The 22,162-nt window shown below is 71.5% G+C and carries 17 protein-coding genes; 2 read left to right on the top strand and 15 right to left on the bottom strand.

The genetic code is table 11. From position 1 onward, the window contains the following. Positions 1-85: 85 nt before the first annotated feature. Entirely contained in the window at positions 86-901 is an 816-nt protein-coding gene (locus tag ACZ561_RS03040; protein ID WP_470988904.1) for a bestrophin-like domain, read from the bottom strand. A 161-nt stretch (positions 902-1,062) separates the two neighbouring features. On the opposite strand from ACZ561_RS03040, the gene paaK reads away from it, so the two are divergent. Then, the gene (paaK, locus tag ACZ561_RS03035; RefSeq protein ID WP_470988902.1) at positions 1,063-2,352 is read left to right on the top strand and encodes a phenylacetate--CoA ligase PaaK; all 1,290 of its coding nucleotides are present in this window, start codon (positions 1,063-1,065) and stop codon (positions 2,350-2,352) included. Between the two features lie 80 nt (positions 2,353-2,432). Here paaK and ACZ561_RS03030 read toward each other — a convergent pair whose 3' ends face one another. The 5 genes from ACZ561_RS03030 to ACZ561_RS03010 form a co-directional block, all read right to left on the bottom strand. Then, positions 2,433-3,932: a fatty acyl-CoA synthetase gene (locus ACZ561_RS03030; protein ID WP_470988899.1), complete on the bottom strand. Its 1,500-nt coding sequence runs from the start codon at positions 3,930-3,932 to the stop codon at positions 2,433-2,435. Positions 3,933-4,036: 104 nt separating this feature from the next. Beyond that, on the bottom strand, positions 4,037-5,131 hold the full coding sequence (locus ACZ561_RS03025) for a calcium:cation antiporter (RefSeq protein WP_376430414.1): 1,095 nt from the start codon (positions 5,129-5,131) through the stop codon (positions 4,037-4,039). A 111-nt stretch (positions 5,132-5,242) separates the two neighbouring features. Then, entirely contained in the window at positions 5,243-6,268 is a 1,026-nt protein-coding gene (locus tag ACZ561_RS03020) for an aldo/keto reductase (protein WP_470988897.1), read from the bottom strand. A 70-nt stretch (positions 6,269-6,338) separates the two neighbouring features. Then, entirely contained in the window at positions 6,339-7,889 is a 1,551-nt protein-coding gene (locus tag ACZ561_RS03015) for an acyl-CoA synthetase (protein WP_470988895.1), read from the bottom strand. Continuing rightward, positions 7,889-8,995: an NAD(P)H-dependent flavin oxidoreductase gene (locus ACZ561_RS03010; RefSeq protein ID WP_470988893.1), complete on the bottom strand. Its 1,107-nt coding sequence runs from the start codon at positions 8,993-8,995 to the stop codon at positions 7,889-7,891. The genes ACZ561_RS03015 and ACZ561_RS03010 overlap by 1 nt, the downstream gene beginning before the upstream one ends. A gap of 170 nt (positions 8,996-9,165) precedes the next feature. Between ACZ561_RS03010 and ACZ561_RS03005 the strand changes: the two genes are divergently transcribed. Then, positions 9,166-11,004, top strand: coding sequence for a serine hydrolase domain-containing protein (locus ACZ561_RS03005; protein WP_470988891.1), 1,839 nt, complete (start codon positions 9,166-9,168; stop codon positions 11,002-11,004). Between the two features lie 16 nt (positions 11,005-11,020). Here ACZ561_RS03005 and ACZ561_RS03000 read toward each other — a convergent pair whose 3' ends face one another. The 9 genes from ACZ561_RS03000 to ACZ561_RS02960 form a co-directional block, all read right to left on the bottom strand. Further along, positions 11,021-11,929, bottom strand: a complete 909-nt coding sequence (locus ACZ561_RS03000) for a proline iminopeptidase-family hydrolase (protein WP_470988888.1) — start codon at positions 11,927-11,929, stop codon at positions 11,021-11,023. A 294-nt stretch (positions 11,930-12,223) separates the two neighbouring features. Next, positions 12,224-13,132, bottom strand: coding sequence for a LysR family transcriptional regulator (locus ACZ561_RS02995; protein ID WP_470988886.1), 909 nt, complete (start codon positions 13,130-13,132; stop codon positions 12,224-12,226). A gap of 25 nt (positions 13,133-13,157) precedes the next feature. After that, entirely contained in the window at positions 13,158-14,357 is a 1,200-nt protein-coding gene (locus tag ACZ561_RS02990; RefSeq protein ID WP_470988883.1) for a glycine C-acetyltransferase, read from the bottom strand. Positions 14,358-14,359: 2 nt separating this feature from the next. Next, positions 14,360-15,394, bottom strand: coding sequence for an L-threonine 3-dehydrogenase (gene tdh / locus ACZ561_RS02985; RefSeq protein ID WP_470988880.1), 1,035 nt, complete (start codon positions 15,392-15,394; stop codon positions 14,360-14,362). A 176-nt stretch (positions 15,395-15,570) separates the two neighbouring features. Further along, positions 15,571-17,109, bottom strand: coding sequence for a phytoene desaturase family protein (locus tag ACZ561_RS02980; RefSeq protein ID WP_470988878.1), 1,539 nt, complete (start codon positions 17,107-17,109; stop codon positions 15,571-15,573). Between the two features lie 42 nt (positions 17,110-17,151). Beyond that, positions 17,152-19,416, bottom strand: coding sequence for a serine/threonine-protein kinase (locus tag ACZ561_RS02975; protein WP_470988875.1), 2,265 nt, complete (start codon positions 19,414-19,416; stop codon positions 17,152-17,154). Continuing rightward, positions 19,398-20,294 (bottom strand): oxygenase MpaB family protein, encoded by an 897-nt coding sequence (locus ACZ561_RS02970; protein WP_470988873.1) that lies wholly within the window; start codon positions 20,292-20,294, stop codon positions 19,398-19,400. The genes ACZ561_RS02975 and ACZ561_RS02970 overlap by 19 nt, the downstream gene beginning before the upstream one ends. Positions 20,295-20,334: 40 nt before the next feature. Next, on the bottom strand, positions 20,335-20,787 hold the full coding sequence (locus tag ACZ561_RS02965; protein WP_470988870.1) for a hypothetical protein: 453 nt from the start codon (positions 20,785-20,787) through the stop codon (positions 20,335-20,337). A gap of 53 nt (positions 20,788-20,840) precedes the next feature. Next, positions 20,841-22,109, bottom strand: a complete 1,269-nt coding sequence (locus tag ACZ561_RS02960; RefSeq protein WP_470988867.1) for a phage baseplate protein — start codon at positions 22,107-22,109, stop codon at positions 20,841-20,843. Positions 22,110-22,162 lie beyond the last annotated feature (53 nt).

Here is a 22,162-nt window from a genome sequence, read left to right as displayed (position 1 = left end):
TCATATGCATGCGCCGGGCCGTGCCGCAGCACACGTCCGCGAGGGGCGCCCCCCGAGCGCCCGTGCGCGCTCCGCCGTCCGGGCGTCACCGCACGGCGGACGCCTCCCTGGTGGAGTCCCAGAACTGCGCGAGCGCGCCCTCCTGGTACGGCGCGGGGCTCACGCTCAGCTCCCCCGCGAAGGGCCGGTCGAGCACGACGACCAGCAGGAGGCTGAAGCCGATGAGCGCCGCCACCGCCCCGACGAAGAGCAGTTGCATGCGCCGGCTGCGCATTCCGTAGAGGAAGGTGAGCGGGATGATGACCAGGGCGCCGCCGACGGCGAGGACCTGAAGGAGCGGCGGCAGCTGCTGACCGGCCATCGTGAGCCGCGCCCGGCGCTGTCCCGCCACGTCGTCGAGCTTGGTGGCGGCCTGCGCGTAGAAGACCTTCTGCGACTCGGTGACGGGTTCGTACGCCTGCAGGGCGTCGTACAGCGCCTCCAGCTTGGCGCCGGTGACGGAGTAGTCCGCGGCCCCCTCCCGCATGAGCGGCCACTGCACCTCGACGACGGCGTGCACATAGCCGTCGGCCGCCGCGTTCACCCGGGCCTCGTCGACGGACGGAAACGCCCGGGCGTCCTGCACGATGAGCGCGATGCCGGTGGCCTCGGCCGCGACGACGTTCTGCGTGTTCTCCATCTGGGTCCACAGGGTGACGATCACGAAGGCGAGGATGATCCCGTAGATGGCGCCGAACATTCCGAGGACGACACCCACCATGTCGTTGTGCTCGCCGTCGGCGAGCCGGGGATGCCTGCGGCGCAGCAGCACGCTCCCGGCGAGTGCCGCGACGACGGTGCCGCCGACGATCACGAGGGCGAGGGTGAGGGTGCCGAGGTGGTTGAGCAGCCAGAGTGTCACGGTCACCGACCGTAGCGGGGCGATCACGGGATCGGAAAATCGGTGCCACCCCCTTGCCAGGGCCGGGGTCCGGCCGGATTTACTGGCCTCGAACGGATCTACCGAATGATCGGTAGTCCGATTTCGGATGTTCAGGGCGTACGGACGGGAGTGGGCGGCACATGACGGATCTGCTGGACAGCGGCGAACGGCTCGGACGCGCGGAGCTGGAGGCGCTCCAGCTGGAACGCCTGCGGGCCACCCTGCACCACGCGTACGAGAACGTCGGCTTCTACCGGCAGTCCTTCGACAAGGCGGGCATCCACCCCGACGACTGCCGCTCGCTCGCCGACCTCGCCCGCTTCCCGTTCACCGCCAAGACGGATCTGCGGGACCACTACCCCTTCGGCATGTTCGCCGTCGACCAGTCCGAGGTCCGGCGCATCCACGCCTCCAGCGGCACGACCGGCCGGCCGACCGTGGTGGGCTACACCGAACGCGATCTGGACACCTGGGCCGACGTGGTCGCCCGCTCTCTGCGCGCGGCCGGCGTGCGGCCCGGCCACAAGGTCCATGTGGCCTATGGTTACGGCCTCTTCACCGGCGGACTCGGCGCGCACTACGGCGCGGAGCGGCTCGGCTGTACGGTCATCCCGGCATCCGGCGGCATGACGGCCCGCCAGGTCCAGTTGATCCAGGACTTCAAGCCGGAAGTCATCATGGTGACGCCCTCGTACATGCTCACGCTGCTCGACGAGTTCGAGCGGCAGGGCATCGATCCACGGACCACCTCGCTCAAGGTCGGCGTCTTCGGCGCGGAGCCGTGGACGGAGGCGATGCGGCGGGAGATCGAGGAGCGGTTCGCCCTCGACGCCGTCGACATATACGGGCTCTCGGAGGTGATGGGGCCGGGCGTCGCGCAGGAGTGCGTGGAAACCAAGGACGGGCTGCACATCTGGGAGGACCACTTCTACCCGGAGATCGTGGACCCGTTCACGGGCGAGGTGCTGCCGGACGGCGAGGAGGGCGAACTGGTCTTCACCTCGCTCACCAAGGAGGCCATGCCCGTCATCCGCTACCGCACCCGGGACCTGACGCGGCTGCTGCCGGGCACGGCACGGGTGTTCCGGCGGATGGAGAAGGTCACCGGCCGCAGTGACGACATGGTGATCCTGCGCGGGGTGAACCTCTTCCCCACCCAGATCGAGGAGATCGTGCTGCGCACGCCGGCGGTCGCCCCGCACTTCCAGCTGAAGCTGACCCGGGAGGGACGGCTCGACGCACTGACGGTACGGGCCGAGGCGCGGCCCGACGCCACCCCCGACCAGCGCGCGGAGGCGGCCCGTGCGATCGCGCAGGCGGTCAAGGACGGGATCGGCGTCTCGGTCGGGGTCGAGGTGGTCGACCCCGAGACGCTGGAACGGTCCGTGGGCAAGATCAAGCGGATCGTGGACCTGCGCGGCGAGCACTGAGCACATCTCCGGGGGGAGCCGTGCCGTGCGGCCGGCTCCCCCCGGAGATGGCCGGGACGTGGTGCGTACGGGGCACGACTCTAAGAGGCGGCGAAGCGGTCGCGCAGCTCCCGCTTGAGGATCTTCCCGCTGGCGTTGCGCGGCAGCTCGTCCACGAACAGGACCTTCTTCGGGGCCTTGAAGTGGGCGAGCTTCTCGCGTGCGTGGGCGAGCAGTTCGGCCTCGGTGACCTCGCTCCTGGGGACGACGACGGCGGTGACCGCCTCGATCCAGCGCTCGTCGGGCAGACCCACGACGGCCACCTCGGCGACTCCCGGATGGGTGTAGAGGGCGTCCTCGACCTGTCGGGAGGCGACCAGGACTCCCCCGGAGTTGATGACGTCCTTCACCCGGTCCACGACCGTGTAGTAGCCCTCCGCGTCGCGCACCGCGAGATCGCCGGAGCGGAACCACTCTCCGCGGAACGCCTCCCTGGTCTCGTCGTGCTTCTCCCAGTAGCCGTCGCACAACTGCGGTGAGCGGTAGACGATTTCGCCGGGGGTGCCGTCCGGGACCTCCTCGCCGTCCTCGTCGACGACCTTGGCCTCCACGAAGCGGACCGGCTTCCCGCAGGAGTCCATCCGGCCCTCGTGCTCGTCGGGGCCGAGGACGGTGGCGAGGGGACCGATCTCGCTCTGCCCGAAGCAGTTGTAGAAGCGCAGCCCCGGCAGTCGGCCGCGCAGCCGCTCCAGGACCGGCACGGGCATGATCGAGGCGCCGTAGTACGCCTTGCGCAGGGCGGAGAGGTCGCGGCTCGCGAACTCGGGGTGGTTGGAGAGGCCGATCCAGACGGTCGGCGGCGCGAAGAAGCTGTCGGCGCGGCCCGCCTCGATCAGGTCGAAGAGCACCTTCGGATCGGGCCCGTCGACGATGGTGTTCTCGGCGCCCACGGCCAGGTAGGGCAGAAGGAAGACGTGCATCTGCGCGGAGTGATAGAGCGGCAGCGAGTGGACCGGCTTGTCGTCCTCGTGCAGGTCGAGCGCCTCGATGGCGCTGGCGTACTCGTGGACCAGGGCCTGGTGGGTCATCCGGGCGCCCTTGGGCAGCGCGGTCGTCCCGGAGGTGTAGAGAAGTTGGACGTACTCGCGCGCGTCGCGGTCGGTGTCGTACGTGTCCGGTTCGGCGAGCGCCGTGAGGAACGAGTCCTCGGTGTCCCGCAGCGCCCGTACGGTCAGGTCGGCAGGGACCCGGTCGGCGAGCGCGGGGTCGGCGAGGACGAGCGAACTGCCGGACTGGCGCAGGATGTAGTCGAGGTCCTCGCCGGTGAGGTGGTGGTTGACCGGGACGTGGATCAGGTCCGCGCGGGAGCAGGCGAGGAAGGCGATCAGATAGGCGTCGGAGTTGTGGGCGTAGGTCGCGACGCGGGCCCGCTCCACCAGCCCGTACCGCTCCCGCAGCACGGCGGCCGCGGTGGTCACGGCCGCGTCCAGCTCCGCGTAGGTCCAGGAGCGGTCGCCGTACCGCACGGCGATCCGCTCGGGGGTGCGCTGCGCGCTCATGCGCAGAACGCCGTCGACGGTCCGGGTGAGGAGTCGTTCCATGGCTGGATCCTCGGTGGGCCCGGAGGGGCGGGTCAAGTACCGGGGCGGGCCCGGCGCCTTGGGCCCACGCCCCCGGAGCATGCCACCTCAGGGGCCGGCCGACCTCACGGGCTGAACGACAGGAAGACGAAGGCGGCGAAGATCGAGAGATGGACGCCGCCCTGGAGCAGGGTGGCCCGTCCGGGCACCACGGTCAGGGCGCTCACGACGGCGGTGAGCACGAGCAGGACCATGTGGACCGCCCCGACGCCCAGGACCAGGGGCCCGGACAGCCAGATCGAGGCGAGCGCGATCGCCGGGATGGTCAGGCCGATACTCGCGATCGCGGAGCCGTAGGCGAGGTTGAGGCTGGTCTGCATCCGATCCCGGCGCGCGGCGCGCACGGCGGCGAGCGTCTCGGGGAGCAGCACCATCAGGGCGATGATCACACCGACGACGGCCTTGGGCAGACCGGCCGACTCGACACCGTCCTCGATGGTGGGCGAGATGATCTTGGCCAGTCCCACGACGGCGACGAGCGCCAGAACGAGGAGGGCGAGGCTCGCCCAGGTCTCCCGGTCGGTCGGCGGATCGGCGTGGTCGTCCTCGGACTCATGGCCCGGGCGCGCGACGGGAAGGAAGTAGTCGCGGTGCCGGAAGGTCTGGACGGCCACGAACACTCCGTACAGACAGATGGAGGCGACGGCGGCGAAAACCAGCTGGGCGCCGGAGAACTCGGGGCCGGCATGGCTGGTCGTGAAGGTCGGCAGGACCAGGGTCATCGTCGCGAGGGTGCAGACGGTGGCGACGGCGCCGCCGGAGCCCTCGGCGTTGAAGACGGCGACGCGATTGCGCAGGGCGCCGACGAGGAGCGAGAGTCCGACGATGCCGTTGCAGGTGATCATGACGGCGGCGAAGACGGTGTCCCGGGCGTAGGTGGAGGTCTTCTCGCCGCCGCCCGCCATCAGGGTGACGATCAGTCCGACCTCGATGACCGTGACGGCGACGGCGAGGACGAGCGAGCCGAAGGGCTCGCCGACGCGGTGGGCGACGACCTCGGCGTGGTGGACGGCGGCCAGGACGGCGGCGAACAGACAGGCGGCGATGAGCCCGACGACGAAGCCGGGCAGACCACGTCCCCACGCAAGCCCGAGGACCACGGCCGCCACGACCGGTCCCCATGTCGTCCACTGCCGTGTCAGTCCCGCGCTCGAACTCATGCCCTGCATCCTGCCATATAGGAGACATTCACCCATGTGCGGCCTATGGGGCCGCTGGGCGACCCGGCCGTCCGGCACACGGCAGCGGGGGAGCGGGCAGCGGCCTTGCGGTCAGCCGAGCTGCCGCCCGTCGAGCTTCGGGAAGCTGTCGCCGAACACCCACGGGCTGGTCCCGTCGATGAAGTCGTGGGGAAAGCCGCGGGTGAAGTCGGTAGCCGCCTCCAGACGCTCGACGATCTCCTGGGGCAGCGTCACGTCGAGTGCGCCGAGGTTGTCCTTGAGCTGGTCCGCCGAGCGGACGCCGACGATCGGAAGAACGGCCCGGGAGCGGGAGCGGACCCAGGCGAGTGCCACCTGCGAGGGCGTCACACCCAGGTCGTCGGCGGCGTCCTGCACGGCGCGCGCCACGGCGCGGTCCCGGTCGGAGAGCGAGTCGGCGGAGAGCCGCGCGGTCGCGCCCGGCCCGCCCGGTCGGGTGTACTTGCCGGAGAGGACGCCGCCTGCGAGCGGGCTCCAGGCGGTGACGCTCATACCGAACGACTCCGCCATCGGCAGCAGTTCGCGCTCGATGTCGCGCTGGAGCAGGCTGTAGGGCACCTGGAGGCCCGCGAAGGGCTGCCAGCCGCGCCACTCCGCCAGCGTGTTGGCGCGGGAGACGACCCAGGCGGGGGCGTCGGAGATGCCGACGTAGAGGACCTTCCCTGAACGGACGGCGGCGTCGAGGGCGCTCATCGTCTCCTCGATCGGCGTGTGCTGGTCCCAGATGTGGACCCAGTAGATGTCGATGTAGTCGGTGCGCAGCCGCTTGAGGCTGGTCTCCAGGGAGAGGACGAGGTTCTTGCGGTGGTTGCCGCCGGCGTTGGGGTCGGTGGCGTCGCGGGTGACGGTGTACTTGGTCGCCAGGACGAACCGGTCACGGCGGCTGGCGAGAGCCTCGCCGAGGATCGTCTCGCTCTCGCCGCCCCGGTAGTTGACCGCGGTGTCGATGGCGTTGCCGCCGGCGTCGGCGTACAGATCGACGATCCGGCGTGACTCCTCGGGCGAGACCCCGGCCCCGGCCTCCTCGCCGAAGGTCATGGCACCCAGCATCAGTTCGGAGACGCGCAGGCCGGTACGGCCGAAGAGTCGATAGCGCACAGCGGGAACACGCCTTCCAGGATCGGGACTCACGACACTTCGACCCTACGTGACCCGGGACGGAGGCCGGCTAGAGCGGGCGCTCGTACCCCTCCCAGTACGGTTCGCGCAGCCGGCGCTTGTACAGCTTGCCGTTGGGGTCGCGGGGCATGGTGGTGATGAAGTCGACCGACTTGGGGCGCTTGTAGCCGGCGAGTCGCTCCTCGCAGTGCGCCAGGATGTCGGCGGCGAGGGCTTCGCCCGGCTCGTGGCCCTCGGCAGCTTCGACGACGGCCTTGACCTGCTCGCCCCAGTCTGCGTGCGGGATGCCGAAGGCGGCTGCATCGGCGACGGCGGGGTGGGTGAGGAGCGCCGACTCGATCTCGGCGGGGTAGATGTTGACGCCGCCCGAGATGATCATGTCGATCTTGCGGTCACGGAGGAAGAGGTATCCGTCCTCGTCGAGGACGCCCAGGTCGCCGACGGTGAAGAAGTCGCCGATGCGGTTCTTCGCGGTCTTCGCCTCGTCCTTGTGGTACGAGAAGCCGCCGGTGGTCATCTTCATGTAGACGGTGCCGAGTTCGCCGGGCGGGAGGAGGTTGCCGTCGTCGTCGAAGACGGCGAGCTCGCTGATGGGCCACGCCTTGCCGACCGTTCCCGGCTTCTTCAGCCAGTCCTCGGCGGTGGCGAAGGCGCCGCCGCCCTCGCTCGCCGCGTAGTACTCCTCCACACAGCTCCCCCACCAGTCGATCATCGCCCGCTTGACGTGGTCGGGGCAGGGGGCGGCGCCGTGGATGGCGTGGCGCATGGACGAGACGTCGTACCGGCTCCGTACCTCCTCGGGCAGCGCGAGCAGCCGGTGGAACTGGGTCGGGACCATGTGCGTGTGGGTGCAGTCGTGCGCGTCGATGAGCCGCAGCATCTCCTCGGGGGTCCACTTGTCCATGAGGACGAGCGGGTGGCCGATGTGCAGGGCGGCGCCGGCGAACTGCAGAACGGCCGTGTGGTAGAGCGGCGAGCAGACGAGGTGCACGTTGCCGTCGAAGGGCCGGATCCCGAAGATGCCGAGGAAGCCGCCGAGATACGTCTCCTCGGGGAGCTTGCCCGGCAGCGGGCGGCGGATGCCGCGCGGTCGGCCTGTGGTGCCGGAGGTGTAGTTCATGACCCAGCCGAGGGTGCGGTCCTCAGGGGCGGACTCCGGGCGCCCGTCGAGGAGTTCGGCGTAGGGGCGGAAGCCCGGCACGGAGCCCACGGCATAGCGGTGGGTCGCGGGCAGGCCCGCCTCGTCGGCGGCGGCGGTCGCCGCGGGCCCGAACCGCTCGTGGGCGATGAGCACCTTGGCGCCCGAGTCGGCGACGATCCAGGCGATCTCCGGCCCGACGAGGTGGTGGTTGACGGGGACGAGATAGAACCCGGCCTGGGAGGCGGCGAGATAGGCGGTGAGGAACTCGACCCCGTTGGGCAGGACGACGGCGAAGACGTCGCCCCGCTCAAGACCGGCCGCGCGCAGCCCGTGGACCAGCCGGTTCACGTCGGCGTGGAGCCGTCCGGCCGTCCACTCCTCGCCGTCCGGCGCGATGAGCACCGTACGGGAGGGGTCGGCGGTGGCCTGGGACCAGAAACCGTTGGTCGGCTCGCTCATCACTGGCTCCGTCCGGCGATGCGGTTGATGCGGTCGATGGCCTTCTCGAACCCGCTGGTGAGCTCGTCGAAGACCTGCTGCACGCTGCGCTCGGAGTTCATCCGGCCGACGATCTGCCCGACGGGTGTGCCGAGCAGCGGCTCGACCTCGTACTTCTGGATACGGGAGACGGCCTCGGCGACCAGCAGCCCCTGCAGCGGCATCGGAAGGGTGCCGGGGCCGTCCGGGTCGTCCCAGGCGTCGGTCCACTCGGTGCGCAACTGACGGGCGGGCTTGCCGGTCAGCGCGCGGGAGCGGACCGTGTCGCCGGAGCCGGCGGCGAGGAGTTTCGCGGTCAGGGCACGGGAGTGCATGTCGGCCTCGGTGGTGGTGAGCCAGAGGGAGCCGAGCCAGACGCCCTGGGCGCCGAGCGCGAGCCCGGCGGCGATCTGTTCGCCGCTGCCGATGCCGCCCGCGGCGAGGACGGGCAGCGGGGAGACGGCGTCGACGACTTCGGGCGTCAGGACCATGGAGGCGATCTCACCGGTGTGGCCGCCTGCCTCGTAGCCCTGCGCGACGACGACGTCGATGCCGGCCTCGGCGTGGTGCCGGGCGTGCCGTGCGCTGCCGGCGAGGGCCGCGACGAGGACGTCGTGGTCGTGGGCCCGCCGGACGACGTCGACGGGCGGCGAGCCGAGGGCGTTGGCGAGGAGCTTGATGGGGTAGTCGAAGGCGACGTCCAGCTGGTTGCGGGCGACCTGTTCCATCCAGCCGGTGATGCGCCAGCCGGAGGCCTCGCCCTCGGCGAGCTCGGGGACGCCGTGCTTGGCGAGGGTCGTACGGACGAACTCCCGGTGCCCTTCGGGGATCATCGCCTCCACGTCGGCCTCGCTCACCCCCTCGACCTTCTTCGCGGGCATGACGACGTCGAGGCCGTACGGCAGGCCGTCGGTGTGCTCCTGCATCCAGTCGAGGTCGCGCGCGAGGTCGTCGGGGGCGGTGTAGCGCACCGCGCCGAGGACGCCGAATCCGCCGGCTCTGGTGATGGCGGCGGCCACCGCGGGGAAGGGCGTGAAGCCGAAGATGGCGTGCTCGATCCCCAGTTTTTGGCTCAGCTCCGTCTTCATGGGCGGCAGGATGCCGTAGCGGAACGCCCGAGGGAAGAGATTTTCTGATGCAGTGTCAGATTCTTTGCCCTGTCACCCGCTTCCTTGACTCGCCCTCACCCCGGTAAGAAAGTTTCAGGCGTTGCGCGTGTGGCCGAAGGATTCTTTCAGAGGTGTGGGAGAGGGTAGGGATGACGGAGGAATCGGCAGGTGTTCCGGCTCGGAACACGGCGGGCCGGGGACTCAGCCGCCGGGCTTTCGGCGGCGGGCTTCTCGCCCTGGGAGGTGCGGTGATGGTCGGCTCGATTCCGGGGGCTGCCGCGGCCGCCGCGCCCCGGGGCGGGCGGACGACCCTGCGGCACGGGTCCGCCGAGCGGGCCGGGCTGCTGCCCGCCCACCTCGACCGGCTTGTCGCCGACGCCGAGGCGTTCCTCGGGCCCTCCCCGAAGCACCCGTGGTACGCGGGCGCCGTGCTGCTGGCCGGGCGGGGCGGAACGGTCGCGCTGCACCGGCCGATCGGGACGGCGGTGCGGTACGCGGGCTACGACGAGACGACGGACAGCGGGATCGAGCTGCCCGCGGAGCAGCAGATCGCGATGGCGGAGGACACCGTCTTCGACCTCGCGTCCGTCTCGAAGCTGTTCACCTCGATCCTGGCCGTGCAGCAGATCGAGCGCGGAGCCCTGGATCTGGAGGCGAAGGTCACCGCGTACCTGCCGGAGTTCGGGGGCGGCGGGAAGCAGGACGTCACGGTACGTCAGCTGCTCACGCACACCTCGGGGTTCCGGGCCTGGATCCCGCTGTACAAGGAGCCGACGCGGGAGGGGAAGCTGCGGCTGCTGTGGAACGAGACCCTGCCGAGTCCGCCCGGAACCAAGTACCTCTACTCCGATCTGAATCTGATCTCCCTTCAACTGATCCTGGAGGAGATCACCGGTCACACTCTGGATGTACTGCTCCGAACCGAGATCACCGCTCCACTCGGGATGCACCGCACACGTTTCAATCCGCCGCTCTCCTGGAAACCGAAGATCGCGGCGACGGAGGACTCCCGGCTCCCCTGGTCCGGCCTCGACCGGGGCATGGTGTGGGGCGAGGTCCATGACGAGAACGCGTACAGCCTCGGCGGGATCGCCGGCCACGCCGGGGTCTTCTCCTGCGCCTGGGACCTCGCCGTACTCGCCCGCACCCTCCTCAACGGCGGGGCGTACGGCCACGCCCGCATCCTCTCCGCCGAGTCCGTGGAGCTGATGTTCACCGACTTCAACACGGCCTTCCCCGGCGACGAGCACGGCCTCGGCTTCGAGCTCTACCAGCACTGGTACATGGGCGCGATGGCCACCCCGCGCACGGCGGGTCACACCGGATTCACGGGCACGAGTCTGGTCCTGGACCCGACGACGGACGCGTTCCTCGTCGTCCTCGGCAACTCCGTCCACCCCGTCAGGACCTGGCGCTCCGGCTCCGCACCCCGTGTCGCCGCGGCGAACAACCTGGCCCGCGCGGTCCCGGTCCGGGCGCCGGGCGGGCGGACCTCACCCGAGCTCTCGGCCTCGCATGGGCAGGGGGGACTCCCATGGTTCTCGGGCATGGCGAGCACGACGACCGCCACGCTGACGCTGCCTCCGCTCAGCGGCACGGGCCGACTGGAGTGCGCCCTGTGGTGGGACACCGAACCGGGCCCGGACGCCGCCTTCCTGGAGGCGTCGACGGACGACGGTGCGACCTGGAGCCCGGTGCCTTTCACCACCGTACGGAAGGGGCAGCAGCCGCAGGAGCGTCCGGCGGGCTCGGTGAGCGGCTGGTCCGGGCGCGTCTGGCACGAGGCCGTCGCCGACCTGACGGCCTGGGGGTCCGCCGCCGTGCGCCTGCGCTGGCGGTACACGACGGACAGGCTCTACGTCGGGCGCGGGGTGTATGTGGACGGTCTACGGGTCCTGGGCCCCTCCGGGCGCCGGGTGTTCGACGAGGCGCGGCCGGCCGACGGGTCCCGTATCGAGGCCGTGGGCTGGACCAGGTCGGCGGACTGACCCGCCCGCGGGACCGTCACCTCTCGGACGCCTCCGGCCGCACCCCCTCCACCCGGGAGAGGAAGTCCTCCACCACCTGGCGGTAGTGGTCCGGCTCCTCGACGGAGGCCATGTGGGCGCTCTTCTCGAAGAGCGCCCATTCGGCGCCCGGAATAGCCTCCACCACGGGACGGACCACGTCGGGGGTCACCATGTCGAAGCGGCCCGAGGTCACCAGAACGGGCAGGTCGATCTCCCCGAGGCGGTCGGTGACGCTCCAGTCCTTCAGACTGCCCGTGACGTTCCACTCCGGGCCCCACAGCGCCGCGTTCACGTCCTCCCGCATGGTGAGCACGGAGCGCACGAGATGTTCGGGCCAGGGGTCCAGGCGGCAGAGCCACCGCTGGTAGAAGGCCATGGTGGCGCCCAGGTAGGCATCGTCGTCGGTCGTCCCCTCCGCCTCGCAGCGGTCGATGACCTCGCGCTCCTCGGCGGGCAGGGAGTCCTTCAGCCTGCGCGCTTCGGCGGCGTAGGACGGTGCGTCGGCGACGACGCCCGCCAGGACGAGGCCTGCCACGCCGGACGGCTTGCCGAGCATGTACGTGAGCGCCACCTGGGTGCCCCAGGAGTGGCCGAGCAGATGGACGCGGTCGAGCCCCAGCTCCTTCCGAAGGGCGTCGATCTCCGCCACGAACGTCTCCAGCGTCCAGAGGGCCGGATCCTCGGCCTGGTGGGACCTGCCGCACCCGAGCTGGTCGTAGAAGACGACGGCACGCCCGTCGCCGTCGGCGAGCGCCGCGAGATCCTCCAGGTAGTCGTGCGGCAGGCCGGGGCCGCCGTGCACGACGAGGAGCGGCAGCTTCCCGTCAGGAGCGGGCAGCCTGCCGACGACCCGGTACCAGGTGTGGAAGCCGCGGAACGGCACGGTGCCTTCGGTGACGGCCATGGCGCCTCCTGGGGAGATCCGGCGTTCCCTCCCATGATGGGCAGGCCCGGGAGGATGCGCCACGCGATGGGGCGCCGCCCGGCGTCGGCCCCGACGCGTGCGGGCCGCCCCGGTGGTGTCGGTCCCCGACGTGGCGGGCCGCCCGGGTGTCGTCGGTCCCCGACGCGTGCGGGCCGCCCCGGTGGTGTCGGCCCCCGACGCGTGCGGGCCGCCCCGGTGGTGTCGGCCCCCGACGCGTGCGGGCCGCCCCAGTGGTGTCGGCCCCCGACGTGAGCGGCCGCCCGGGTGCGCCGGTCAGCCGGCCGGTTCCGCGGCTGCGCGCAGGGCGTCGAGCACCGGGCTGATCAGGGGGTGGTCCTCGGCCCCTCGCCGTACCGCCGCGAAGACACGGCGGGTGGGGGCGACGCCGTCGACCGCCCGGATCACCGCCGCGTCGGGTGCGATACCGCTCAGCGCCGAGCGCGGTACGAGCGCCACGCCCGCCCCCGCGGAGGCGAGGGCGACCACGGCCCGGAAGTCGTCGGAGGAGTGCTCGAGGCGCGGTGCGAAGCCCGCGTACTCACAGGCCAGGACGGTCACGTCGTGGCAGGGGTTGCCGGCGGACTGCCCGATCCAGGCGTCCTTGGCGAGGTCGGCGAGCGCGACCCGGTCGCCCGCCGCCAGCGGGTGTCCCGGGGGCAGGACGGCGTCGAAGGGTTCCGCGTACAGCGGCACGCGGGTGAGCCGGGCGTCGTCCTCGCCGGGCGCACCCCGGTACTCGACCGCGACGGCCACGTCGACCTGCCGGTCCAGGACCATCAGCAGGCTCTCGTCGCCCTCGGCGTCCCGTACCCGTACCCGGATGCCGGGCGAGGTGCGGGCGAGGCCGGTGATCGCCGGCGCGACGACCAGGCCGATGCCGGTGGCGAAGGCCGCCACCGTGACCGTGCCGGCCTCACCGGAGCCGTAGGCGGCGAGCTCGGACTCGGCGCGCTCCAGCTGGGCGAGGACGGCGTTGGCGTGGCTGAGCAGGATCTCGCCGGCCGGGGTGAGCCGCGCCCCGCGGGCGTTGCGCTCGACGAGCCGGTGGCCGGTCTCCTGTTCCAGGGCCGCGAGCTGCTGGGAGACCGCGGAGGGGGTGAGATAGAGCGCGGCGGCAGCCGCCGTGACCGTGCGGTGGTCGGCCACCGCACGGAGGATGTGCAGCCGCCGCGCTTCGATCATGCCCCTAGTGTCGCAGGCTGCGCGACTAGCTCCGCAGGGCTGCGCGGGCGTCGACGAAGGCGTCCACCGCGCGGTTCACGTCCTCGGTGGAGTGGGCCGCCGAGAGCTGGACGCGGATGCGGGCCTGGCCCTGCGGAACGACGGGGTACGAGAAGCCGATCACGTACACCCCGCGCTCCAGGAGCAGCTCCGCCATCCGGCCCGCCTCGGACGCGTCGCCGATCATGACGGGCGCGATGGCGTGGTCGCCGGGGAGGATGTCGAAGCCTTCCGCGGTCATCCGGGTACGGAACAGCTCGGTGTTGGCGCGCAGCCGGTCGCGCAGGTCACCGGCCGACTCCAGCAGGTCGAGGACCTTGAGGGAGGCGGCGGCGATGACCGGGGCGAGGGTGTTCGAGAACAGGTACGGGCGGGAGCGCTGGCGCAGCAGGGCGACGATCTCGGCGCGGGCGGCGACGTATCCGCCGGAGGCGCCGCCGAGGGCCTTGCCGAGGGTGCCGGTGATGATGTCGACGCGGTCCATGACGTCGTGCAGCTCGGGCGTGCCGCGGCCACCGGGGCCGACGAAGCCGACGGCGTGCGAGTCGTCGACCATGACCATGGCGTCGTAGCGCTCGGCGAGGTCGCAGATCTCCTCGAGCGGGGCGACGTAGCCGTCCATGGAGAACACGCCGTCGGTGACGACCAGCTTGCGGCGGGCGCCGCCCTCCGTGGCCTCCTTGAGCTGCTGCTCCAGGTCGGCCATGTCGCGGTTGGCGTACCGGAAGCGGCGGGCCTTGGAGAGGCGGATGCCGTCGATGATGGAGGCGTGGTTGAGGGCGTCGGAGATGACGGCGTCCTCGGGGCCGAGGAGCGTCTCGAAGACACCGCCGTTGGCGTCGAAGCAGGAGGAGTAGAGGATCGTGTCCTCCTGGCCGAGGAACGAGGACAGTCGCGCCTCCAGCTCCTTGTGCACCTCCTGCGTACCGCAGATGAAGCGGACGGACGCCATGCCGTAGCCCCAGCGGTCGAGCGCCTCGTGGGCGGAGGCGATCACCTCGGGGTGGTCGGCGAGGCCGAGGTAGTTGTTGGCGCAGAAGTTGAGCACCTCACCGGGCTGTCCCCCGGCGGTGACGGCGACGGTGGCGGACTGGGGCGTGCCGATGACGCGCTCGGGCTTGTGCAGTCCGGCGGCGCGGATCTCGTCGAGGGTGGTGCGGAGGTCGTCGCGTACGGAATCGAACATGTTCAGGCTCCAGTGGTCCAGTCGAGGATGATCTTGCCGCCCTTGCCGGACGCGGCGTCGTCGAAGGCGGCCTCGAAGTCGGTGTACGCGTAGCGGCCGGTGATCACCGGGGCGAGGTCGAGCCCGCCCTCCAGGAGCACGGACATGGCGTACCAGGTCTCGAACATCTCGCGGCCGTAGATGCCCTTGATGGTGATCATGGAGGTGACGATCTTCGCCCAGTCGACGGAGAAGTCCTCGCTGGGCAGGCCCAGCATGGCGATCTTGCCGCCGTTGGTCATGTTCGCGACCATGTCGCGCATGGCGCGCGGGTTGCCGGACATCTCGAGGCCGACGTCGAAGCCCTCCTTGAGGCCCAGCGTGCGCTGACCGTCGGCGATGCTCTGCTCGGCGACGTTCAGGGCGAGCGAGACGCCCGCCTTGCGGGCGAGGGCGAGACGCTCCTCGCTGACGTCGGTGATGACGACGTTGCGCGCGCCGGCGTGCTTGGCGACCGCCGCCGCCATGATGCCGATCGGGCCCGCGCCGGTGACGAGGACGTCCTCGCCGACCAGCGGGAACGACAGCGCGGTGTGCACGGCGTTGCCGAAGGGGTCGAAGATCGCGGCGACGTCGAGGTCGACGGGGACGCGGTGGACCCACACGTTGGACGCCGGCAGGGCGACGTACTCGGCGAACGCGCCGTCGCGGCCGACACCGAGGCCGACGGTGGCGCGGCAGAGGTGGCGGCGGCCGGCCAGGCAGTTGCGGCACTTGCCGCAGACGAGGTGGCCCTCGCCGCTGACCAGGTCGCCGACCACGATGTCCGCGACGTCACGGCCGATCTCGACGACCTCGCCCACGAACTCGTGGCCGAGGGTCAGCGGCGTGGCGATGGTCTTCTGCGCCCAGCCGTCCCAGGAGCGGATGTGGAGGTCCGTACCGCAGATTCCGGTGCGCTTGACCTTGATCAGTACGTCTCCGCTGCCGATCTCCGGCTCCGGTACGTCCGTGAGCCAGAGTCCCGGCTCCGCCTTCTGCTTGACCAGCGCCTTCAATGCCTTGGCTCCCGACGTGCGTGTCCTGTGACCTACGGGGTTCGGGCACGGGTTCGCGCCCAAGATCCTCGAAGAGAATCTTCCGTATGTCCTGCATCGGGGTCCATCGAGGTTTTCTTAAGCGCGGCCACAGGTGAGCTTCACGCCACAGTCGGGGGCGGCCCGGGCGACCCCTCTCATCGTCCCAGCGCCGCCATCGCCGCGTTGTGGCCGGGGATGCCGCTCACTCCGCCGCCCCTGACGGCACCCGCGCCGCAGAGGAGGACGTTGGCGTGCGCGGTCTCGACGCCCCAGCGGCCGGTGCCTTCCTCCCCGTAGGGGAAGGAGAGGTCCCGGTGGAAGATGTGGCCGCCGGGCAGCCGCAGGTCGCGTTCGAGGTCGAGCGGGGTCTTCGCCTCGATACAGGGTCGGCCCTCCGCGTCGACGGCGAGGCAGTCGGCGAGCGGCTCGTCGAGTACGGCGTCGAGTTCGGCGAGTGTCGCCTTGAGGAGCGTGGAGCGCGCGGTGTCGTTGTCGGCGGCGAACAGCCGGGCGGGGGTGTGCAGACCGAAGAGCGTGAGGGTCTGGTAGCCGCGCTCGGCGAGCTCCGGGCCGAGGATGCTCGGATCGGTCAGCGAATGGCAGTAGATCTCGGAGGGCGGTGCGCTCGGCAGCCGGCCGGCGGCGGCTTCGGCGTACGCCGTGGCCAACTGCCCGTACCCCTCGGCGATGTGGAAGGTGCCCGCGAAGGCCTCGCGCGGGTCGACGGACCGGTCCCGGAGCTTCGGAAGCCGGGTGAGCAGCATGTTGACCTTGAGCTGGGCCCCTTCGGCGGGCGGCGGGGGCGTCTCGCCGAGCAGGGCGGCGAGCGCCTGCGGAGAGGCGTTCACCAGTGCGTGCTCCGCCGCGACCACGCCTTCGCCCTCCGCCGTGCGGTAGGTGATCTCGGCGCGGGTGCCGTCGGTCTCGATCCGCGTGACCTCGTGACCGGTGCGGATCTCCGCGCCGGCGGCGCGGGCGGCGTCCGCGAGGGCGTCGGTGAGTGCTCCCATGCCGCCGACGGGGACGTCCCAGTCGCCCGTACCGCCGCCGATGACGTGGTAGAGGAAGCAGCGGTTCTGGAGCAGCGAGGGGTCGTGGGCGTCGGCGAAGGTGCCGATGAGCGCGTCGGTGAGGACGACACCGCGGACGAGGTCGTCGGTGAAGTTCTCCTCGACACCGACGCCGATGGGCTGCTCGAAGAGCATCCGCCAGGCGGTCTCGTCGGCCACCCGGGCGCGCAACTCCTCGCGGGTCGGCAGCGGCTCCGTGAGCGTGGGGAAGACGCGCTCGGCGACCTGTCCCGTACGGCCGTAGAACGCCTGCCACGCCTCGTACTCCCGGTCGGAGCCGGTGAGCGCGGCGAAGGAGGCGCGGGTGCGGTCGGGGCCACCGCCGACGAGCAGCCCGCTGTCGCCCTTCGGGGTGTACGAGGAAATGGACCGCTTGCGCACGGCGAACTTCAGCCCCAGCTCGCGCACGATCTTCGGTGGCAGGAGCGAGACGAGGTACGAGTACCGGGAGAGCCGGGCGTCGACCCCGTCGAAGGGCCGAGTGGAGACGGCCGCGCCACCGGTGGAGCCGAGGCGTTCCAGGACGAGGACGGTGCGTCCGGCGCGGGCCAGGTAGGCGGCGGCGACCAGTCCGTTGTGGCCACCGCCGACGATGACGGCGTCGTACGAGCGCTGTGGGGTCATGCCTCTTGCTAACACGCGAAGATCGCCCGCGGAACCCCGCGTCTAGGACGTGTTCCGCTCTCCGTCCGTCCGGCGGAGTGCGGCGACGCGCCGGTAGAGGTCGACGGCTTCCGCGTGGCGGCCGAGCTGTTCCAGGCAGTGGGCCTCGTCATGGCGGCTGGCCAGGGTGTCGGCATGGTCGGCACCGAGAACGCGCTCACGGGCGTCGGCGACCTGGCGGTAGACCGAGAGGGCGGCGGCCCAGTCGGCCAGCCAGCCGAGACCGACGGCGATCTCGCGGCGGCTGACGAGCGTGTCGGGATGATCTGCGCCGAGGACCCGCTCGCGGATCGCGCACACCTCCCGGGCCTCCTCGACGGCCTCCTCCCAGCGGGAGAGCCGGCCGAGGTTGACGCCGAGACCATGGCGGGCGCGCAGTGTCTCGGGGTCGTCCGGGCCGTGCACACGGGTGCGCGCGTCGACCAGGTCGCGGTAGAGCTCCAGGGCCTCGGCGCTCCGGCCGAGCCGGCCCAGACTGATGCCGACCTCGTAGCGGGCCGCGAGGGTGTCGGGGTGGTCGGGACCGAGCACGGAACCACGCGCGGAGGCGACGTCCCGGTACGTCGCGAGCGCCTCCGGCCAGCGCTCCAACTGCCCGAGGGTGTACGCCACTTCGTAGCGGGTCACCAGCGTGTCGGGGTGCTCGTCGCCGAGCAGCCGGGTACGCGCCTCGGCCACCTCGCGGGCCATCCGGTACGACTCGTCCAGGCGCCCGAGCCGCCCCAGGTTGAACGCCAGGTTGTGGCGGCAGCGCAGGGTGTCGGGGTGGTCAGGGCCCATGGTGCGCTCGCGGGAGGCGAGCACCGCCGCGTACACCTGGTGCGCCTCGAAATGCCGCCCGAGGCGCCCGAGCACGTACGCCGTCTCCTGGCGGGCGGCCAGGGTGTCGGCGTGGTCGGGTCCGAGGACGCGCTCGCGGGCCTCGGCGACCCGGGCGAAGGCGCGCAGGGCGTCGGCGGGGCGGGAGAGCCGACTGAGCGTGAAGCCGAGCTCGTACCGGCTGGTGAGGGTCTCCGGGTGGTCGGGTCCGAGGACCCGTTCGCGGTCCTCGGCGACGGACCGGTGCACGTCCTCCGCCTCCTCCCAGCGGCCGAGCCGGCCGAGACTGAGCCCGGCCTTGTGCCGGCTGGCGAGTACGGCGAGCAGTTCGGGGGACGGGGTGGACCTCGGCACGACGCCCCGCGCGGGCGATTCGAGGGACGGGACGGGCCCCGGGACGCCCCGGTCCGGCGCGGGGAGGGCGCGGGAGGCGCTCGTCCACTCCCCCGTGAGCCCGGCGGCCGGGTCGAAGGGCACGGTCCGCAGCGCGCGGGAGGCGCCCGTGGCCCGGTGGCCGTGGGTCATCCGGCCGGCCCAGGAGGGGAGTCGGGGCGCGGCCGCCTCCGGCACCCGTACCTCCGCGGGGATCCGCTGCGGTCCGGTCCGTGCCGAGACGATCCGACGACGCAGGTCGGTCGCGTCGGTGGGCCGCCCCTCCGGCGTCTTGGCGAGGAGATCGAGAACGATCCGGTCCAGGTAGTCGGGGAGTTCGGCGCGGTGCGTGCGCAGCGGCTCGGGTGGGGTGTCGCGATGGCCGACGAGGACGGCCCAGGCGTCGTCGAGGTCGAAGGGCGGGGCGCCGGTGGCGATCTCGTACAGGACGCATCCCAGCGAGTACAGGTCGCTGCGGTGGTCGACCTCACCGCCGCTGATCTGCTCGGGCGACATGTAGTGCGGGGTGCCCATGGCGATGCCGGTGCCGGTGAGGCGGGAGGTGAAGCCGATGTCGGCGCCCAGTCGCGCGATCCCGAAGTCGCAGATCTTCACGGCGCCGTCGCCGAGCCGCATGATGTTGGCCGGCTTGAGGTCGCGGTGCACGATCCCCTGCCGGTGGGTGTAGGCGAGGGCGTCGGCGACCTGCTCGGCGATGTCGACGACGTCCGGCACCGGCAGCGGGTGCTGCTTGTTCTCCTCCAGGAGTTGGCTGAGGTTGTGGCCCTCCAGGAGCTCCATGACGAGGAAGAGGACACCGTCGGACTCGCCGAAGTCGTGGACGACGGTGACCCCGCGGTGCTGGAGCGAGGCGGCGACGCGTGCCTCGCGGCGGAAGCGTTCGCGCAGCACCGTCACGAAGTTCGCGTCCTGCTGCGGTCCCAGCGGCTTGAGGCACTTGACCGCGACGCGCCGCCCGAGCGATTCGTCGGTGGCACGCCACACCTCGCCCATGCCCCCGCGTCCGATCACGTCGTGCAGCCGGTACCGGCCCTGGATCAGCCTGGTTTCCGCCATCGCGTGCTGTCGCCCCCGTCGATTCGCTGCGCCCTCCCCGGCTCGTCCAGTATGGCCGTCTGGCTGCGGAGTTTGTACGGGGCGGGGCGCGTGGCGGGGCCCAGACGGGCCATCGCGTTCAAGATGTGACCTGGCGGCAGCCGCCAGCGCAGCCGGGCGGGGATGCAGCGCAGCAGATTGGCCGCCACGGTGAGCCGGTACGTGACGGTGTCGGGCGGCGGTGCGGGCCGTCCGTACAGCGCGTGGGCGTAGGGAGGCAGCGCGTCGTAGGCGAGTGCGGCCACGCGCCGCCAGACGATCTCGCGCGCCGGACGCAGGGCGGGTTTGACCGGGGGGCGGCGCAGGAACGCGTCGACGGTCCGCGCGTCCTCCCCGGCGGCGAGCCGCGGCCGTACGGCGTCGAAGTAGCCGGCGAGCTCGTCGGCCGTGGCGGGCACCTCGCGCGGGTCGAGCCCGACGAGCCGGGCGGACGTGCGGTGTTCGTCGATGTAGCGGTCGGCCTGCGCGTCGGTGAGGGGGATGCCGGAGCGGCGGACGACGGAGAGGTACGAGTCGACCTCGGCGCAGTGCACCCAGAGCAGGAGTTCGGGGTCGTCGACGCCGAGCAGCCGGTGGATCTTCCGCACGCGGGCGCCTGCCGCCTCGGCGGCTTCGGTGGTGCCGTAGCTGATCGTTCCGACGAAGTTCGCCGTGCGCAGGAGCCTGCCCCAGGCGTCCTTCCTGAAGTCGCTGTTGATCATCACGCCGCGCACGGCGACAGGGTGCAGCGCCTGCAGATACAGGGCACGGACGCCGGCGATCCACATCACCGGGTCGCCGTGCAGCTGCCAGGTGACGGAATCGGGACCGAAGAGCCCGGGGTCGGCGTCCTGCCTCATGCGCTTCAGGCTACGCGGAGGCCGGCCCCGGGGCACCGGCTCAGCGCCAGATCGTCTGGACCGAGTCGAACTGGACCCAGGTGATGGGGTTTCCGGCGTTGGCGCCGTAGACGCTTACGGATCCGGCGGTGTTGACCTCGAAGCGGCAGGCGTTGATGCCCTGGCTGTTGTTGCGGGTCGTCGCGGCACGCACGTACCAGGTGGGCTTGAGGCCGGCCGGCATGGTGGCGATCTTGGCGTCGGCGGCCAGGTTGCAGGTGATCGCGCCGCGCGCCTGGAGGAACGTGGTGTCGGCGATGGTGATCAGGCGGACCTGCGGGGTGGCACCGGCCTGGGCGGTGACGCCGGGCTCCAGGACGAGGTCGGTCCAGGCGTCGGCCACGACGCCGGCCGCGGCGGCCGGGGTGGCGGCGATCAGGTTGCCGGCGGCCGCGGCGGCGGGCACGGCGAGGGCGGCGCCGAGAATGCTGCGGCGGTTGGGGGTCTTGGACATGGCGGATCGGCTCCTTGGCCAGAAGAGTTGAACGAGGGGAAGAACGAGGGAGGTCAGCGCCAGACGGCGCTGAAGCTGTCCAGCTGCGCCCAGGTGATGACGTTGGTGGTGCGGCCACCGTAGAGCCGCAGCTGGCGGTCGGTGTCCGCCTCGACGCGGGCGACGCAGTAGCCTCCGTTGTTGTTCCGCGCCACGTTCGCGCGGATCGGCATGCTCGGGGTGAGCGCGTCGGGCAGGGTGCCGATGACGGTGTCGCCGTCGAAGCTGCCCTTGACCCCGCCGCTGAGCTGCAGCGTGGTCGTACCGGCGATGCTGATGAGCCGCCCCTTGGGGGCGTTCTGGTCGGCGGTGACTCCCGAGGCGAGCGTGATCGGCTGCCAGTCGGTGAGCACCTTCACGCCGTCGGTCTCGGGCGCTGCGGAGAGCGACATGATCGTGCAGGTGCGCGGGCCGGGATCGCAGGCGTAGCCGAAGTGCAGGTGCGGCACGCTGTTGCGTACGGAGACGGTGATGCCCTCGGGCTCGCGGTGATCCAGACCGGGGCCGGCGGTGATGTGTTGCCGGTCCAGCATGGTGCCGGTGGCCCACTCGAACGCGGTGAGGTAGTTGTCACCCGGCCACGCGACCTTGTTCAGCCCCCAGCCCTGCCAGGTGTAGAGGACGCCGTCGTGGGAGGCGAACCCCTGGAAGGTTCCCGCCGGAAGCGCCGGGGTGAGCCGCTGGCGGGGCTCCCAGTCACCTGCTGCCGCCTTGGCCAGGTCGTACCGCTCGTAGTGCGTGCCGCCGTTGAGGGAGAAGCGCAGGACGAGCTCGTTGGCGCTGCGGTCGATGGTGGGGGTGATGAAGCGGGCGGCCGGGTCGGGGGTGTACGGCGGGGTGTGCAGCGAGGAGCCGTGGTCGAGGACGGTGCCGGTACGGAACTCGAAGCTGGTCACAGCCTTGCCGAAGCCCTCGGGCGGATTCGCCGAGTTCGGGGTGGAGTCCGTCTCGGTCCACAGCCAGATGTCCCCGTTACGGTTCTCCACACCGAGGTTCACTCCATGTCCGAAGCCACGCAGGTACATGTACCCGGTGATCGAGCCGGACGGGGAGAGCCGGGTGAGGCACAGGTCTCCCCGTTCGGACCGTGTGGCCCCGTTGATCGCCGAGGCCTCGCCGGGGAGCTGAAGTGCGCCCTCCATGAGCTGGAGCGCGAAGATGTCACCGGACACGGGTTCGATGCCGAACGACTGCATGACCGTGGCGTTCTTGAGCGGGCGCCGGTGGAGCAGCTTGCCCACCGGTCCCGCGATGTCTATCTGTCCTGCGACGCTGACGCTCAACGTGTGCCGCTCCTTGTCGTGACCGAGATCGGATCGGCGTCAGTGTGCCAAAG

This window comes from Streptomyces sp. NPDC039609 (assembly GCF_055596705.1).
Note: the sequence above shows the minus strand (reverse complement) of the source record. Positions and strands in the feature narration are given on the sequence as shown.

Coding starts and splice junctions, on each gene's coding strand:
- ACZ561_RS02995 (WP_470988886.1), bottom strand. CDS start 13,132: ATGATCGAAGCGCGGCGGCTGCACATCCTCCGTGCGGTGGCCGACCAC.
- ACZ561_RS03015 (WP_470988895.1), bottom strand. CDS start 7,889: ATGAGCGAGCCGACCAACGGTTTCTGGTCCCAGGCCACCGCCGACCCC.
- ACZ561_RS02970 (WP_470988873.1), bottom strand. CDS start 20,294: ATGAGGCAGGACGCCGACCCCGGGCTCTTCGGTCCCGATTCCGTCACC.
- ACZ561_RS03010 (WP_470988893.1), bottom strand. CDS start 8,995: ATGAAGACGGAGCTGAGCCAAAAACTGGGGATCGAGCACGCCATCTTC.
- ACZ561_RS03000 (WP_470988888.1), bottom strand. CDS start 11,929: ATGGCCGTCACCGAAGGCACCGTGCCGTTCCGCGGCTTCCACACCTGG.
- ACZ561_RS02965 (WP_470988870.1), bottom strand. CDS start 20,787: ATGTCCAAGACCCCCAACCGCCGCAGCATTCTCGGCGCCGCCCTCGCC.
- ACZ561_RS02980 (WP_470988878.1), bottom strand. CDS start 17,109: ATGACCCCACAGCGCTCGTACGACGCCGTCATCGTCGGCGGTGGCCAC.
- ACZ561_RS03025 (WP_376430414.1), bottom strand. CDS start 5,131: ATGAGTTCGAGCGCGGGACTGACACGGCAGTGGACGACATGGGGACCG.
- ACZ561_RS02990 (WP_470988883.1), bottom strand. CDS start 14,357: ATGTTCGATTCCGTACGCGACGACCTCCGCACCACCCTCGACGAGATC.
- ACZ561_RS03005 (WP_470988891.1), top strand. CDS start 9,166: ATGACGGAGGAATCGGCAGGTGTTCCGGCTCGGAACACGGCGGGCCGG.
- ACZ561_RS03030 (WP_470988899.1), bottom strand. CDS start 3,932: ATGGAACGACTCCTCACCCGGACCGTCGACGGCGTTCTGCGCATGAGC.
- ACZ561_RS02975 (WP_470988875.1), bottom strand. CDS start 19,416: ATGGCGGAAACCAGGCTGATCCAGGGCCGGTACCGGCTGCACGACGTG.
- paaK (WP_470988902.1), top strand. CDS start 1,063: ATGACGGATCTGCTGGACAGCGGCGAACGGCTCGGACGCGCGGAGCTG.